Source organism: Niastella sp. OAS944, assembly GCA_024809215.1.
Classification (GTDB): Bacteria; Bacteroidota; Bacteroidia; order Chitinophagales; family Chitinophagaceae; genus Niastella.
On sequence record JANUBW010000009.1, the window covers coordinates 303,962 to 320,583 of the forward strand.

Sequence of the window (16,622 nt, forward strand, 5' to 3'; positions counted from 1 at the left end):
ATGATTTCTAAATTATTCAATTAAGATAGTTTGAATACATATGATGCAATAATAATAGGTTCCGGCCCAAATGGATTAGCTGCTGCTATTACTATGCAGCAGGCTGGTTTATCGGTGCTGTTGCTGGAAGGAAAAGATACGATTGGCGGTGGATTGCGAACAACAGAAATAACATTGCCTGGTTACTGGCACGACATCTGTTCGGCCATTCATCCCATGGCGGCGGCATCGCCTTATTTTACCACGCTGCCATTGGAGCAGCATGGACTGGAATTTGTTTATCCCGATGTGGCTGCGGCGCATCCCTTTGATGATGGTACTGCCGCTGTGTTAAAACATTCGCTAACGGAAACCGCGCAATTGCTTGGTGCAGATGCCGGAAATTATACAAAATTAATTCAGCCCTTATTGAACATATGGCCTTCCATTGCAGCAGATATACTGGGGCCTTTGCATTTTCCCAAACATCCATTGTCAATGGCGCAGTTTGGGCTGCCGGCGTTAACGTCTGCCAATTATCTGGCTAAAAAATTCAACACAGCCAAAGCAAAAGGTTTGTGGGCAGGTATGGCTGCGCACTCCATTCAACCATTAACAAATGCCGCCACTTCGGCTATTGGTTTGGTTTTGATGGTGGCTGCGCATTTAAAAGGCTGGCCCGTACCAAAAGGCGGATCAGGATCGATTGCCAATGCATTGGCATCTTATTTTATTTCCATTGGCGGAAAGATAGAAACGGGGCAATATGTACGTTCGCTCAGTCAACTGCCTTCAGCAAAAGCCCTGTTGTTCGATGTAACGCCAAAACAATTATTACAAATTGCCGGTGAACGTTTTTCTTCTATTTATAAAAAACAACTGCAACGTTATCAGTATGGCATGGGTGTATTTAAAATAGATTGGGCACTGAGCGAACAAGTGCCTTTCACAGCGCAGGAATGCCGCCAGGCAGGAACGGTGCATATTGGAAATACGCTGGAAGAAATAGTGGCGGGTGAACAATTATCATCAAGAGGCACACATGTAGAAAAGCCTTTTGTATTATTGGCGCAACCCAGTGTGTTTGATAAAACCCGTGCGCCGCAAAATAAACATACCGCCTGGGCGTATTGCCATGTGCCGCATGGATCAACCGTTGATATGACAAAAGCCATAGAAGACCAGGTGGAACGGTTTGCCCCGGGATTTAAGGATTGTATTCTTGGTAAGAATACCATGAACACGGCTCAAATGGAAGCGTATAATCCTAATTATATCGGTGGCGACATAAACGGCGGTATCATCAATTTGCGACAGTTGTATACACGGCCGGCTATTCGCTGGTCGCCCTATACCACACCGGCAAAAGGGATATACATCTGTTCATCCAGTACACCACCGGGTGGCGGCGTGCATGGAATGTGTGGCTTTCATGCAGCTCGCAAAGCCCTGCACGATGTATTTGGTTTAAAAGAAATCCCTAAATTGTAACAACGAGATTCCTGAACGTATACAAACAATCATAACATGTCGTACCAGAACGCGAACGTAGAAAGTGTAATTGCGAGCGAAGAGAACCAACCAGTGCCGGCAAAGAAAAGTTTCTTCAGCTCTTTTACTGAAGATTACTGGGCTGTAACCATTGCCGGTGTTATAATAATAGCCATACTGGCTTTAACCAGCTGGGTGCCCGGTTTTAAATTGCCATTACCCACCTATAAATGGGAAACCAGCAGTGATCTGTTGAATAAGGTATTATCACCCAATAATCTTTTATTGGCCCTGCTAACCGGAGTGATCATTCTGGTACTGTCGGGCGTTGCCATATTGCTATCTGGCGGAAGTATTAAGAATTATGTAAAAGGTTTTTTACTCATTTACGTGCTGGCTGTAATAGCTATGATAATTGCAGGCAACAAAGTGGTGAATTACTACGGTTTTGAGTATGTGATCTTTGCTCTTATACTTGGGTTGTTGCTTGGCAATTTAACCACCGTTCCGGCCTGGTTGAAAGAAGCAGCGCGCTCTGAGTTTTTTATAAAGACCGGATTGGTGATATATGGAACAAGCATTTTATTTACCGATATAATAAAAGCCGGCTTGCCGGGCTTATTGCAATCGGTGTTGGTGGTGGCTGTTGTTTGGTTTTTTTCATTATGGATAAGCCGCAAGCTGAAAGTTGATGACGAGTTTGGTGTTATTCTCGCTTCGGCAGTATCTATTTGCGGGGTATCGGCGGCTATTGTTGCCAGTGGCGCTATTAAAGGCGATAAAAAGAAGTTGTCGTATGTTACAACGCTGGTATTGCTGGTAGCTGTTCCAATGATGGTGATACAGCCCTGGCTCAGCAAATTTTTAGGACTTTCCGAAGTAGTAGGCGGCGCCTGGCTGGGCGGTACCCTCGATACCACAGCATCGGTTTCGGCTGCGGCTCAACAGGTGGGCGAACAGGCTGTAAAGGCCGGGGTAATTGTTAAGTTCTCTCAAAACGTTTTGATAGGTATTGCAGCATTCTTTATTGCCCTTTGGTGGACGTATAGAAAAGGTGCAAAAACAGAAGGCGCCGAAAAGCCCGGACTGGGTGTTGTATGGGAGCGTTTTCCGAAGTTTGTATTGGGCTTTGTTGCCGCATCACTTCTTTTTTCTTTCCAAATACCAACTGAATTGGCATCGGCCGTGGGGCCTGTTTTTTCAGGTTTGCGCACCGTATGGTTTGCCCTGGCGTTTGTGGCTATTGGGTTAGAAGCCCGGTTTGCCGATCTGGTAAAAACCGATGGTGGCCGGCCGGCAGTGGCATTTATTTCCGCCCAATTGTTCAATATCATCTGGACCCTGCTTTGGGCCTATTTGTTGTTTGGCGGTGTGCTGCTACCCGTACCAGATATCAAATAATTAAAAGATGTACGATTTACACCCCCAGGTGTAAACAATTGGACCCCCGGATTTTGGTGACGGATACGTAATTTCACGCCCGAAATAAATATCTGTCACCATTCCCGAAAAGATTGCCATGCAGTTACGACATTTTTTCCTGCTCATTCTTTGTTCCATCTGTTTACAGTATTCTCTTTTTGCTCAGGCCACCAGGGTGCGCGAAGATTTTGATAAGAACTGGACCTTTCACCTGGGTGAAGCCGACAAACCTCAGTCAGCTTCTTTTGATGATGCTTCGTGGCGAAAGCTTAACCTGCCACACGATTGGAGCATCGAGTTGCCATTTGATTCAACCAGTCCTACCGGTACCGGTGGCGGCGCGTTACGCGGCGGTTTAGGCTGGTACCGCAAAACGTTTACGTTGCCGGCAACCGACAAAGGCAAAAACATCTTTATCGATTTTGATGGGGTGTATTGTAATAGCGAGGTGTTCATCAACGGACACTCTTGTGGTGTTCGCCCTAATGGCTATATTTCATTCCGCTACGATCTTACTTCTTTCCTGAAATATGGTGGCGAGAAAAACGTCATTGTGGTAAAGGTCGATAATAGCAAACAACCCAATAGCCGCTGGTATAGCGGCAGCGGTATATATAGAAATGTTTGGCTTGTAAAAACAAACACCACATTTGTTGATAATTATGGCACGTATGTAACCACGCCAAAAGTGTCTGCATCAGCGGCAACAGTAAATCTTACCACAAATATCAACGGAACCGGCGGCTATTTTGATATAACAACAACCATTATCAATGCCGCGGGTAAGCCCGTAGCTACGCAGTCGCAGAAAAATATTCATATCGGCGCATTTCAAACTACTACGCAATCGTTCAGTATTGCATCGCCAACATTGTGGAGTATAGAGAACCCTTATTTGTATAAAGCTGTAACCAAAGTGATCGTAGGTGGAAAGGTGGTTGATGAGTATACAACGCCGTTCGGCATCAGGAGCTTTAATTTCGATGTTGATAAAGGGTTTTTCCTGAATGGTAAAAAAGTGAAGATAGTGGGGGTGTGTAATCACCACGACCTGGGTTGTTTGGGAACGGCCATCAATACCCGTGCACTGGAGCGTCAGCTGCAAATAATGAAAGATATGGGAGTGAATGGCATTCGTACATCGCACAATCCGCCCGCACCAGAATTACTTGAGCTCTGCGATAAAATGGGTTTTATTGTAATGGATGAAGCGTTCGATATGTGGAAGCGCAGCAAAACCCAATATGATTATAGTAACGATTGGGATGAATGGTATAAGAAAGACCTTACCGATCAAATTAAACGCGATCGCAACCACCCATCGGTATTTATATGGAGTGTAGGAAATGAGATCCCCGAGCAGGGCGGTAAAAAAGGCGATAGCTCAGGTGTTATATATTTAAGGGAAATGCAAAAGATCGTACGCAGTCTCGATACCCGGCCAACAGTAACTGCCAATAATCATGTACAGGGTTGGAACCAGTTGTTGAAATCAGATATCAACGATCTTATTGGTTACAATTATCATCATATTGACTGGCATCCTGATTCTGTACAAAAAACATGGGGCCGCAAACCTTTTATTGTTACCGAATCAGTTTCTGCATTACAATCAAGAGGGCATTATGATATGCCGTCAGATAGTATGCGCATTTGGCCCAGGCGTTGGGATCTGCCGGTTGAAGGCGCCAATCCCGATCTTACCTGTTCGGCATACGAGAATTGTTTTACCCCCTGGGGCTCATCGCACCTGGCTACTTTACGTATGTTCCTGAAACATGAAAGCATCAGTGGTATGTATGTGTGGACAGGCTTTGATTATATGGGCGAACCAACGCCATATCCATGGCCTGCGCGCAGCTCGTATTTTGGTATTGTAGATCTGGCCGGTTTTCCAAAGGATGTTTATTATTTGTACCAGAGTTTGTTCACTACTAAGAATGTATTGCATTTGTTTCCGCATTGGAACTGGAAGCCGGGACAAACAATTGATATGTGGGCGTATTATAACAATGCCGATGAAGTAGAACTGTTTATTAACGGAAAATCGCAGGGCGTTAAAAAGAAAACGGGTGATGATCTGTATGTGATGTGGCGCGTGCAGTACGAAACCGGTAAGGTAGAAGCCGTATCGAAAAAAGAGGGTAAAGTGGTTGCCACTAAGGTAATAAAAACGGCAGGTGCACCTGCAAAGATCATCTTACAGGCCGACAGAAGTGCAATAAAGGCAGACGGAAAAGACCTGTCGTTTGTAACGGTGAAGGTGGTTGATAAGGATGGTAACCTGGTGCCCGATGCTGCTAATAAAGTTCAGTTTAAAATAACCGGTTCCGGCTTTGTTGCAGGGGTCGACAATGGTTGTCAAACCAATTTAGACTCATTTAAGGCCAACGAAGTGAAGGCTTTTAATGGATTAGCCCTGGCTGTGATACAATCAAACGGAAAACCGGGAGCTATAAAGCTACAGGCACAGGCCGAAGGGTTGTTACCGGCCACTGTTGATGTGATCGTTAAGTAAAATAAGGGCATTGTGTTGGCTAATAAGCGGGCCGGTAAGCTCAACAAGCGAACCGGCACGGCCAACAAGCGAACTGACAAGGCAAACAAGGGGGCCGGCGATACAAACAAGTGAACCTGCAAGATAAATAAGCGAACCAGCAGGGCAAACAAGTGAACCTGCAAGACAAATAAGCGAACCAGCAAGGCAAACAAGTGAACTTACAGGTCAAGCAAGCGGGCGAACTATAAAATCAAGCTTGCAAACCTGGCAACCAAGCTTGCTGTTCATGTAAATATGCTTATTGCTGAAGAAAATGTGCTTATCGGCGATGTAAATCACCTTAAAGCTGAAGGAAATATGCCTACAAGCCGTGTAAATCATCTTACAAACGGAGCAAATGTACTTACAAGCCATACAATGCATCTTGCGCGCGATGTAAATATGCTTACAAGCCGTGCAAAACATCTTACAAGCGAAGTAAAACTGCCTACAAGCCACGTATATAAAATTACAAGCCCTCCCGATGTACCGGGAGGGCTTGTAAAACATCTTATTGTCATACCAAAATGAATGGTAAATAACGTCAAATGATTAAGGGAACAAACCAGCGTGCAGCGCCTGGAATGTATCGGTGATGAGCTCACTGAACTTCTTTGCTAAAGCAGCATTGGCGGGAGTACCCTGCTCTGTCAATACTACGTTACCAACCTGGTAGTAGTTAGTGGTGTTGTTGTCAAACACTTTAACTACGCTGTTGTTTTTGAAATAAAAACACTTGCTGAAGTTTGTAGAGTCTGTAGTGAAGATATAGTTGGCTTTCAATATCTCCTTTGTTTTTTTGTTGTAGAAACATTCAACCCAGTATTTGCCTTCGCGGGCCTTGCCTCTGAAAGAAGCATGGTCTAAGAATTGACCGCCTTCAGCAATCTGGACTACTGAATCTATCTGAAATTTTTGGCTTTCGAAGTTAATCATTGGCGCAGCTGGTGCAGCTGTTTTGTTACTGGCAAACTGAGCAGTGGGTTTCTGCTGAGCCAGAGCAGGAACGGCCAGGGTTGCGAGCAACAGAGTAAATAACCGTGTTTTCATATACATACGAATGGGTTTTATTAAATGTACACACGATTTGTTAAATGTGCAATAGGCGACTAAAAAAAGGTCTTCTCACCGTAAGCGATGGTAGCAGGGGTTCTAATCTTATTCTAAGGCGTTGATACTGTGTTTCAATGGGTTGAGAAAATGCTAAACCGTTAAGCGGTCAAATGGGGTTGAAATAATTGTTTTAGAATAATTTAAAAAAAAGTTTCAAGTGGGCTTTGGAGCGGGTTTTTAGGGTTGGATTATTACGTGGGGTTTTTGCGATTGATGGTGTTTGTATTACTGTAGTAGTAATAGGGTTCAGCTAAAAAGTTCATCGAAATTAGTCATCAATATTTGTTGAGTTATGTTGTGTATAAAATGAGTTTGCATGAATTGATTTTGGACAACAAATGATATAACGGGAATAAGTGTGTGTTTTTTTGAGGTATATTTATTTTATGAAGAAGTTAATCAGAAAATTATTTAGGAAAAAGAAGAAAGGATGGTTAAAAGAAAAGCCTTACGTGGTTTATGAACGTAGTTTAGAAAATTACGCGCTTGGGCCTTTTGAATTAAGGAAATTGGAAGAAGCTAATCGTAGCCTTAGTAATACATTGTAAAGCTCATTCGTTATTGATGTGAGTTCGATAATCTTTTACTGATTTGGCAAATTGATTTTGGACAATAAATGTTGGGATGGTCGTGGTTGTTATAGGTAGTGTTGAATTAAGTTGTATTTTTTGTGAATTATGAACTACGATGCCTATACAGATATTCGTGAGGGACGTAATCTTAATACTTTTGAATTTGTAAGCATTGGGAAAAATGGTGCAATACCAAAATGTGTATTTTTTGTTCCTACCCCAATACCATATGTTTATAATTTGGCATTCGGAAATGTTTTAGACGATGGCGAAATTGATGATACTACAGTAAGTGATAATGGTGACCGTAATAAAATATTAGCTACGTTGGCAAAGGTGATAGACCAGTATACGCGTAAGTACCCTGAAAGGCAAATCTTTTTTCAGGGAAGTACAAAAGAACGAACGAGGCTTTACCGATGGCAGTAGGTATAAATCTGGAAGAATTGTCTGGGATATTTGAAATTTATGGCCAGGTGAAGAGTGGGGAAGAGTTTGTGTCTTTTTGTAAAAACATGGAAATCAATGCGTTTCTTATCAAAAGAAAAAATGTTTAATTTCACTTCATGAAAAAGCTAATTAAAAGGCTGTTCAAAAGAAAGAAAAAAAGTCTCTTCGATCAGAAGGTTAATTTTATTTATGACCCCAGGTTGGATAATTTGAAGCCGGGACCATCTTTATTAAAGAAACTTGAGGAAGCTAATCTCAATCTATCGAAGATAAAGTCATTCCCCAAGTAACCAAATAATAAACTTAATAGTAAAGTCTCCCAACACCGGGAGGTTTTTGCATTAAACGACCTCCTCACAACTCGTGATTAAATATTTATTAGCCGAACATTTGTAATAGCAACCCTTCTTACTATTTTACTCCCAAACTTCTATTGCACATCATTAAAAAGATCGGTACAGATGTTGTCAACTGTCTCGAAAATGAACTGGTATTAATTTCCTTCCGTCATTGAGGTAAATAATATGTAAAATAAGAACCGGTTGGTTTAAAACCCAGGCGCATCGCCAACCGGGCCGACCGTTCATTGGCGGCATCCCAATGTGGAATTAGATGCTGTTCAATGGCCTTTGCCATAGTAGCTGCAGCTACCAACTCCGCCAGTCCCTTGTTCCTATATGCAGGCAGCGTTATTACATTCAGCTCTATGCCTTGTGCGCAACGTAGTGCAGCGGAGCAAACACTTGCAAGTGTTCCATCAATAGTAACGCCATGGGCCAAACTATTAATGGCAAATTCGGCTGAAGAATTGTAGTTAAGCAAATGATATTTATGCCATTCCTCATTTTCCATAGCATGTGCCGTGGCAGTATCTATTTCATGAAGGCTATTTGAATATGGATGTTGTTTTATAATCCCCGTGACATTACCGGCATCAATGAATTCATGTGTAAATGAAAAGCGTTCTATCTTTTTTATTTTGTCTGCATAGTTTTTCTGTAACAGGTTCATCCATGCTTCGGGTGAAGGTTGAATGGCGCAGGGCAGGTCAATTGATTGCAAAAGTGCAGGGGCGTTAGCATGTGTGGCATTACCACCAAAAATGCCAAACGTTCCATATCTCAGTAATGCAACCGAAGGGTTGGCAACGTCATCAACTGTTATGCTTATCTGTTTTCCGCTTTGTCCTTCCAGTATACTGTCAATGCCAAAGTCAACCCGGTGGTGTTCTGTAAACAGCGGCGCCAGTCTTTTTGTTAATAGCTCATCTGCTTTGTGTATTATTGGCATAAGCACTAATATAGATCAAATGCATCAGTATTGGTTTATATAAGCTTTAGTTGTTATTCATTGGGTTGTAAATATATTTTGCCTTACCTGTAAGAAATGGGTCTTTTATTGCTACTAATGGTATAAACTATACAGGTAGTGACTTTTCAGGAACAGGGATATATTTTTAACCAGTGGATCGACCAGCATAAAGCACTCATCTTTAAAATAGTGCGTGCCTATGGCAATACGCCTATGGACCAGGACGACCTGTTTCAGGAAATAAGCATACAGGTATGGCGTTCGATACCGGCTTTTAGAAATGAATCGGCCGTAACAACCTGGATCTATCGCATAGCCCTAAACACAGCTATTACCTGGGTAACCAAAGAAAGAAAGTACCGCAAAACAAATGATGCGGTTGACCGCCTGCCCGATGTACTGAACCATCACCCGCACAAACCCGAAGATGAACAGCTCACCTGGCTGTATAAAGCCATACATGCCCTTGATGAAATTGACCGGTCGCTGGCCTTACTTTTGCTCGATGGCTTTAGTTATAGGGAAATGGCGGCCATACTTGGTGTTACCGTTTCAAACATAGGTGTAAAGATCAACCGCATAAAAAAGCAACTCATTCTTCAATCGAAAAAAAGCAATGATCATGGAATTTGATGAATTGCAAAAAATATGGGATACGCAAAACAAGCAGCCGCTATATGTTATAAATGAACAGGCATTACATAACCGCATTGTTGCCAAAAAGCACCAGGTGATTCATATTGCTGTGGTTACCGAATGGATCCTTATAATTGCCAATACCGCTTCAGGCGCATTCGTGTTGCAACAGAATATCACCGGCCGGCGTGGGTTAGTGTTTGCTTACCTGCTGGCTTTATGGTTGCTGGGTACTGCCCTGTATGTGCTGGTAAACCGCATTCGCCGGATGCGTGAAGTACAGCAGTTCGATCGTTCCCTTAATGGCGATCTGCAACATGCGGTTTCAACGGCCGGCTACCAGGTGCGTATAAGCCGTATCATGCGCTGGAATACATTGCCCATTGCGGTGTTGGTGTTGTTTGGCTCATGGGAGGGCGGGCAATCGCTATGGTTCCTGGGCATTGTGGCGCTTTTCTTTACGTTGGTGTTTTTTGCCAGCGGATGGGAGATGGGTATTTACCGCACCAAAATGAAAGAGCTGCAGGTGCTTCAGCAAAAACTGCAGAACGATGGTCTGTGAAAAAGTTGCCCTCAAACATACTAAACAGAAAATATAATGGTTTATAGGTATTGAAATACAATACAAAGGCATAGTATGCCGAAAAATATGAACAGCCTTACTTTCATCTCCTCTTTTGGCTTATTTTCGCCCGCTGTTTTGCCTTTCAACAAAAAGCACATTTTCGTATCATTTAAAATAAAATCAATACCTGGTTTATGCGCACAGTACGCCTTTTAGCTGCTGCCTGTTCAGCTCTTGTAATGAATGCCTGCTCTAATGGAGAAGCATCTACAACCGAACCCAGAGCTGCAGATTCAACCGCTCCGAAAAACACATCAGAAGTTAAGGAAACAAAAGAGAATGTAGCCAGCCCTACGGCCACCACGCTGGATACTGCTCTTTTCAATAAATTGAATTTACACCTGGCCAATGGCGATTCATCGGGCCGCTGGCCGGTAAAAACGGCTTACCCCAATGCCGGCGCTATTCTTCCCTTTAAAAGGATAGTGGCTTATTATGGTAATTTTTATTCAAAGAATATGGGGGCCCTTGGCGAATACCCGGCCGATGAAATGCTGAAAAGACTTACTGATGAATGTAAGAAATGGGAAGCCGCAGACCCTGCCATGCCCGTACAACCTGCCATACACTATATTGCTGTAACCGCTCAGGGCAGCCCCGGCGCTGGTGGCAAATACCGCCTGCGTATGCCTTTCCATCAAATCGATTCTGCTATAAAACTGGCTGCCCGCATCAATGCCCTGGTGTTTGTTGATGTTCAGGTAGGCTTCAGCAACGTACAGGCCGAAATTCCCGAACTGGAGAAATACCTGAAGATGCCTCAGGTACACCTTGGTATCGATCCTGAGTTCTCTATGAAAACAGGTAAAAGGCCAGGCGCTGTTATTGGCACCATGGACGCCAGCGATATCAACTTCGTTTCTGACTACCTGGCCAAACTGGCAAAAGCAAACAACCTGCCGCCCAAAATACTGGTGGTACACCGCTTTACACAGAACATGGTTACCAACTACAAGAATATAAAATTACAACCCGAAGTACAGATCGTGATGGATATGGATGGCTGGGGCGAACCTTCGCTTAAACACGACAGCTACAAAGCGTATGTTTGGAAAGAGCCTGTACAATTTGCCGGTTATAAACTGTTCTATAAAAACGACATTCGTAAACAGGGCAGTCATATGTTAACCCCACAAGAGGTGCTGGCCGAAAAACCACAACCAGTCTATATTCAATACCAATAAGGTTAAAGAAAATAAAAATACGGGTGTCCCCTTTATCGGGGACACCTTTTTTTGTGCCCTGAAATTGGTGATCTACATCACTTTTATTTCCTGGCTTCCTGGTGAACTTTGATGTGCGAACAATCATAAAAGAATAACATATGATCAGAAGAAGAGCAGTGTTTTTTTTGCTTGCCTTGTTTATAATGGCAGGCAGTACATTTTCTTACGCACAAAAAATGAACTCAGTTAAAATGAAAAAGAAGATCTTATTTGTGGTAACCAGCCACGATACTAAAGGAAGCACAGGTGAAAAAACAGGGTATTACCTGGGTGAAGTATCACATCCCTGGAAGGTATTGAAAGATGCCGGTTATGAAATTGATTTTGTAAGCCCCAAAGGTGGCAACCCGCCGGTTGATGGCTTCGACCTTAGTGATCCTGAAAATGCAATGTTTTGGGAAGATAAATACTACCACAATAAAATAACCCATTCGCTGAAACCGGCAGAAGTAAAAGCTGCCGATTATGCGGCTATTTATTATGCGGGTGGCCATGGCGCTATGTGGGACCTTCCGGGTAATGAAGAAATAGCATTACTGGCGGCCGATATTTATCAGCAAAACGGCGTGGTGGCCGCCGTATGCCATGGCCCGGCCGGTTTAGTGAACATAAAACTAAAAGACGGTAGCTATCTGGTTGCCGGCAAAAAAATCAACGGCTTTAGTAACGAAGAAGAAGCGGCGGTAAAACTTACCGAAGTAGTGCCTTTTCTGCTTGAAAATAAACTAAAGGAGCGTGGTGGCGTATACGAAAAATCGGCTCCGTGGCAATCACATGTTACCGTTGATCAACGACTGATCACGGGGCAAAACCCTCAATCGGCAAAGGCCGTAGGGCAGGCAGTGCGCGATGCTTTGAAGTAAGTTTACGTTACATTATGATATAATTATAAGAGGCATATTCGTTTTGTATTTTTACAAAATGGACTATGCCTCTTTTTTACGCCGGCACATTGAAGAAATAATACCACTTACCGATGAGGAATTTGAAACTGTGTATGACTGTTTTGTTCCACTGGCCATTGAAAAAAAGACCTATTTAATAAGGGCGGGGCAGCAGGTACTGTTTGAGTATCTGGTAGTAAAGGGATGTTTGAAAACCTTTGCTCTCGACGATACCGGAAATGAATATATTATTCAGTTTGCAACGGAGAACTGGTGGGTGTCTGACTATCCCTGTTATATGCAGCAAACACCTGCCGAGTTAAGCGTTCAGGCATTGGAGCCAGGTTTTGTTTTAAGAACAACGCTTGAGAAACGAAATGCCATGTGCGAAAAAGTGCCTAAGATGAATGTCTTTTTTGGTCGCAAGGCCCTGGGCGGATATATGGCTTCGCAGAAAAGGGTTTTGTCGTTACTGCGAAATTCTGCCAAAGAAAAGTATGAATTGTTATTAGCCCAATATCCTGAACTATTTCAACGATTACCCCGCAAAACCATCGCCCACTACCTTGGTGTATCGCGCGAAACATTGAGCCGGCTTGAAAGAAAAAAACAATGATTCATTTGTTAGTTAACGCACAGAAATAGGGCAGAACGCTTTGGTAAGCGTTTATTGATTGCTGCTAATAGAGGAATTAGCTCCATAAAAAGGTTGATTTAAAATTACTTATACATTAACGCCGCGTTTGGTTTATTTCACCGTTACATTTTAATAGTTCGTCGATAGTAGCATGGTAATTTGTGTTTTTACCTGTATATTTAACAACACTAATAATATCCTAAAAACCATTCCTTTTTGATCGAAGGCAATTCGCCCGTTTACCTGGTTGGTCGCACCCTTTAAACCTCCAATTATCTAAATGGAAGACCAACCCGTGCTGGATAATTTTCGTACAATAATTAGCAATTCTTTTGGTGAGCCCCTATAAAAACGTGGATGAAATATTATATACTCGTCTTAACTGCCATTATTGTAGCGTTTTCAGGAAGATCCCAAACGCAAACCTGCCCCACTAACATCAATTTTGGGTCGGGCGATCTATCGTATTGGTCAGTGACTACCGGTTTAATGGGCGGGGCAACTCAATCGTATCCGGCGCCCAATACGGGCCTTAGTACGGTACCGGAATATTCCATCGGCACCACAGGCATTCAGGTGATCACCTCTTCGGGCACCGATCCGTTTGGCTTTTTTCCAACCATTCCCACAGTTAACGGGTACGCTTATAATTACTCTATCATGCTGGGTTCATCCACTACCAGCCGGGCGCTTAATAATGGCGGGGGAGGGCGCAACCCCGGTGGTTTTACCCGTGCTATTACATATGTTATAGACGTACCTAATGTGCCACCCGGAGGTGCTGCAGAGCCTTATACCATGACCTATGCCTACGCCATGGTGCTTGAAAATGGTACCCATAATTCAAACGAACAACCCCTGTTCAAAGCAACCCTTAGTACACACGATAGCATTATTACCTGTGCTTCGCCGGGTTACTATCTGCCTACTTTTGACAATGCCTCTGGCGGTGGTGGCGGTTCTTCCGGCACGGGTGCCACTTTAGATACGGCCACGGCGCTGAGAAATGGTTTTACCAACAGTCCAACCCCTTTTTTGTCGTTCTCAGGTAATGGCAATCAAAACGGTACTTATTTATATGATGTATGGACCAAAGGCTGGACCGAAGTGACCTTCGACCTTTCGCCCTACCGCGGCGAGCAGGTGACGCTTACTTTTGAAAGTGACAATTGCCGGCCGGGGGCCCACTTTGCCTATGCCTATGTGGCTTTGCGAAACACCTGTGCCGGTTTGGAGATCAGCGGTCGAAGAGTTGCCTGTACCAATACCACGGTTGAATATTCGGTGCCGGCACTGGCAGGCGCTACCTATGATTGGAAGGTGCCCGCCGGTTGGGTGATAACTTCAGGCGCAAATACCAATATAATAAATGTAGTTGTAGGGGCCACCGGCGGAAAGGTTATAGGCCATGAAGTGAACGGCTGTGCCAATTTGCTCGATACCATCGATGTAAACACCACGCCACCCACCGTTGCCGGCAGGGTAATGGGCGATACCACCATTTGTGCCGGCATTAATAATAGTGCGTTAACGGTGGCAGATGAAGTGGGAAGTGTGCTGAGGTGGTTGTCATCAACTGATGGTGTTAACTGGCAGGAAATAAGCAATACATCTGACAAATACACTGCACAAAATCTTAACGCCACTACCCGTTTTGCCGCTGTTGTGCAAAATGGTGTTGCCTGTACGGCCGATACCAGCGGTGCGGCATTAGTGACTGTAGACCCAAAAACCGTTGGCGGCAAACTAGATCCCAGTAATACCAATGTTTGTTTGAACGAAGTGGTTGATCCCACGCTTACGCTGGTCAACTATACGGGAACGGTAGTTAACTGGCAATCGTCGGCAAATAATACCAGCTGGAGCAATTTCACACCAACATACACCAATACAACATATAAGACCGGCCCGGTTAGCCAAACTATGTATTACCGCACCATGGTAAAAAGCGGGGTGTGCCCGGCTGAGTTAAGCGATATAGCAACCATCAAATTCTTTAATGTGCCAATGCCCGAAGCCGCCATCGATCCGCCGGTTTCTGAAATTTGTTATGGTAAATCGGAGGTGCTGAACGCTACCATTACAATGGGTACCAGTTATACCTGGAGCAACAATGTGCCCTTATCGCCCGGTGGCAGCGGCACCGTACCTTCTTTACCTTATTCAATATCAACTACTGCATCGCCCCGCACAACATCCGATGTGGTGCTTTCGGTAACCAACGCCGGTTGTCCCAATGCATCAAAAGATACATTCCATATTAAAGTTACCCAACCCATTATTGTAAGGGCCGGCAACGATACGGCCGTTGTTATCAATCAACCATTACAGTTTAATGCCACGGTGAACGATCCTGCTGCTTTTATTTGGAGTTGGGTGCCACCAACCGGGTTAAATAATTCAACTATTTCAAACCCGGTGGCTGTTTATGATGCAGGTGCGCCTGAATCGATAACTTATGTGGTAACGGCGCAAACCGTAAAAGGTTGTACCGGTACCGATACCGTAAAAGTTAGAATATTCAAGACCGGGGCCGATATTTTTGTGCCTTCGGCGTTTACGCCAAATAGTGATGGCCGTAATGATGTAATAAGACCGGTAATGGCAGGTATAGCAAAGCTCACGTTTTTTAGGGTATACAATCGCTGGGGACAACTGGTATTCAACACCAGCGAGGTAAATAAGGGTTGGGATGGAATGATCGGCGGGGCAAAACAGTCGTCACAAAACTTTGTGTATATGGTGCAGGCGGTTGATTATACCGGTAAAACCATTGTAAAACGTGGAAGTTTTGTATTGTTACGGTAAACATCGTTAAACGAAGTGGCGGGCGGGGAAATAATTTTTTTGCTTATAAGGAGGTGTATTTATAACTTGGGGCGGTAACCTCTAACCTTATTTTACTGATTTGTAAACCCTCCTGTATTAATATGACAGATGATCAGATTATGCAGCGAATCATGGACAAGGATCCCACGGTGTATAACGAGTTGTATGATAAGCTATATAGAAAATTATTTTTATTTGCCAAAAGCCTGATAGATGATACTGAAGAAGCCCGGGATATTGTAGCAGAATCGTTCATTAAATTGTGGGCACAGAAAAACCATTTCGCCAACATGGTTCATCTACAGGTATACTTCTATACCGTTATAAAGAATGCATGTATAGATCATTTGCGTAAGAATAAGCTCCGATATAAAATAGAACATCACCTCCTGCAGTCAGGTACAATAAGCGAGAATGTTGTTGAACACAAATATCAGGAAGCCGAACTGGTACAGCAATTATACGAACGCATTAACCAGCTGCCCGAAAGAATGCAGCAGGTATTCAAACTTACTTATCTCGATGGTTTCAGCAGAACTGAAGTAGCACAAATGCTGAACTTATCTGAAAATACAATTCGCAACACCAATGCTGCTGCAATGAAAGCAATTAGGATGACCTTTGGCGTTGAACAAACAATGTTGCTCATCTTTCTGGCCATGTTATTCCTGATGGTGTCTTGCCACCTATTGTAACCCGTTATATTCTATACTTTTTTCCGTTTTAATTACTGTGTGTTTTTGCAACACTTTGATTCCGCCGCACATTTGTAAAGCTTTTACAGTCAGGCCCTTCATGTTATTTGCGATCTTACATTCTATCCGTATTTAATACAAACCGGCACATAAAAAGTACAAAATGTATTTTTTCACTGGTACAAAATTTCCGCCCATCCGTATTCTTATAGC

Annotated in this window: 15 protein-coding genes; 13 read left to right on the forward strand and 2 right to left on the reverse strand. The window is 43.5% G+C overall.

All coding sequences use genetic code 11. The annotated features are described in order from the left end of the window. The first annotated feature begins 30 nt into the window (after nucleotides 1–30). The 4 genes from GGD38_RS29455 to GGD38_RS29470 all read left to right on the forward strand — a co-directional run bounded on the left by GGD38_RS29455 (nucleotide 31) and on the right by GGD38_RS29470 (nucleotide 5,962). Nucleotides 31–1,470 (forward strand): phytoene desaturase family protein, encoded by a 1,440-nt coding sequence (locus GGD38_RS29455; RefSeq protein WP_375302671.1) that lies wholly within the window; start codon nucleotides 31–33, stop codon nucleotides 1,468–1,470. Nucleotides 1,471–1,506: 36 nt separating this feature from the next. Further along, nucleotides 1,507–2,871 carry a YeiH family protein gene (locus GGD38_RS29460; RefSeq protein WP_375302670.1) on the forward strand — a complete coding sequence of 455 codons (1,365 nt, stop codon included), beginning with the start codon at nucleotides 1,507–1,509 and terminating at the stop codon, nucleotides 2,869–2,871. 118 nt (nucleotides 2,872–2,989) lie between these two features. Then, on the forward strand, nucleotides 2,990–5,410 hold the full coding sequence (locus GGD38_RS29465) for a glycoside hydrolase family 2 TIM barrel-domain containing protein (protein ID WP_375302669.1): 2,421 nt from the start codon (nucleotides 2,990–2,992) through the stop codon (nucleotides 5,408–5,410). Nucleotides 5,411–5,686: 276 nt separating this feature from the next. Beyond that, entirely contained in the window at nucleotides 5,687–5,962 is a 276-nt protein-coding gene (locus tag GGD38_RS29470; RefSeq protein WP_375302668.1) for a hypothetical protein, read from the forward strand. A 21-nt stretch (nucleotides 5,963–5,983) separates the two neighbouring features. Here GGD38_RS29470 and GGD38_RS29475 read toward each other — a convergent pair whose 3' ends face one another. Next, nucleotides 5,984–6,481 carry a hypothetical protein gene (locus tag GGD38_RS29475; RefSeq protein ID WP_375302667.1) on the reverse strand — a complete coding sequence of 166 codons (498 nt, stop codon included), beginning with the start codon at nucleotides 6,479–6,481 and terminating at the stop codon, nucleotides 5,984–5,986. A 449-nt stretch (nucleotides 6,482–6,930) separates the two neighbouring features. Here GGD38_RS29475 and GGD38_RS29480 point away from each other — a divergent pair, with 449 nt between their 5' ends. Next, nucleotides 6,931–7,092: a hypothetical protein gene (locus GGD38_RS29480; protein ID WP_375302666.1), complete on the forward strand. Its 162-nt coding sequence runs from the start codon at nucleotides 6,931–6,933 to the stop codon at nucleotides 7,090–7,092. 129 nt (nucleotides 7,093–7,221) lie between these two features. Then, nucleotides 7,222–7,545: a hypothetical protein gene (locus tag GGD38_RS29485; RefSeq protein WP_375302665.1), complete on the forward strand. Its 324-nt coding sequence runs from the start codon at nucleotides 7,222–7,224 to the stop codon at nucleotides 7,543–7,545. Nucleotides 7,546–8,073: 528 nt separating this feature from the next. Here the strand turns inward: GGD38_RS29485 and GGD38_RS29490 are convergent. After that, on the reverse strand, nucleotides 8,074–8,856 hold the full coding sequence (locus GGD38_RS29490) for a GNAT family N-acetyltransferase (RefSeq protein WP_375302664.1): 783 nt from the start codon (nucleotides 8,854–8,856) through the stop codon (nucleotides 8,074–8,076). A gap of 138 nt (nucleotides 8,857–8,994) precedes the next feature. Here GGD38_RS29490 and GGD38_RS29495 point away from each other — a divergent pair, with 138 nt between their 5' ends. From GGD38_RS29495 to GGD38_RS29525, 7 genes are all read left to right on the forward strand, one after another. After that, nucleotides 8,995–9,510 (forward strand): RNA polymerase sigma factor, encoded by a 516-nt coding sequence (locus GGD38_RS29495; RefSeq protein WP_375302663.1) that lies wholly within the window; start codon nucleotides 8,995–8,997, stop codon nucleotides 9,508–9,510. Beyond that, nucleotides 9,500–10,075, forward strand: a complete 576-nt coding sequence (locus GGD38_RS29500) for a hypothetical protein (protein WP_375302662.1) — start codon at nucleotides 9,500–9,502, stop codon at nucleotides 10,073–10,075. Before GGD38_RS29495 ends, GGD38_RS29500 begins: the two co-directional genes overlap by 11 nt. Before the next feature lie 197 nt (nucleotides 10,076–10,272). Beyond that, nucleotides 10,273–11,322, forward strand: a complete 1,050-nt coding sequence (locus tag GGD38_RS29505; RefSeq protein ID WP_375302661.1) for a hypothetical protein — start codon at nucleotides 10,273–10,275, stop codon at nucleotides 11,320–11,322. Between the two features lie 140 nt (nucleotides 11,323–11,462). Next, nucleotides 11,463–12,227, forward strand: a complete 765-nt coding sequence (locus GGD38_RS29510; protein WP_375302660.1) for a type 1 glutamine amidotransferase domain-containing protein — start codon at nucleotides 11,463–11,465, stop codon at nucleotides 12,225–12,227. 58 nt (nucleotides 12,228–12,285) lie between these two features. After that, nucleotides 12,286–12,864, forward strand: a complete 579-nt coding sequence (locus GGD38_RS29515; protein WP_375302659.1) for a Crp/Fnr family transcriptional regulator — start codon at nucleotides 12,286–12,288, stop codon at nucleotides 12,862–12,864. 378 nt (nucleotides 12,865–13,242) lie between these two features. Further along, nucleotides 13,243–15,693: a T9SS type B sorting domain-containing protein gene (locus GGD38_RS29520; RefSeq protein WP_375302658.1), complete on the forward strand. Its 2,451-nt coding sequence runs from the start codon at nucleotides 13,243–13,245 to the stop codon at nucleotides 15,691–15,693. 122 nt (nucleotides 15,694–15,815) lie between these two features. Then, nucleotides 15,816–16,409 carry an RNA polymerase sigma factor gene (locus GGD38_RS29525; RefSeq protein WP_375302657.1) on the forward strand — a complete coding sequence of 198 codons (594 nt, stop codon included), beginning with the start codon at nucleotides 15,816–15,818 and terminating at the stop codon, nucleotides 16,407–16,409. Nucleotides 16,410–16,622 lie beyond the last annotated feature (213 nt).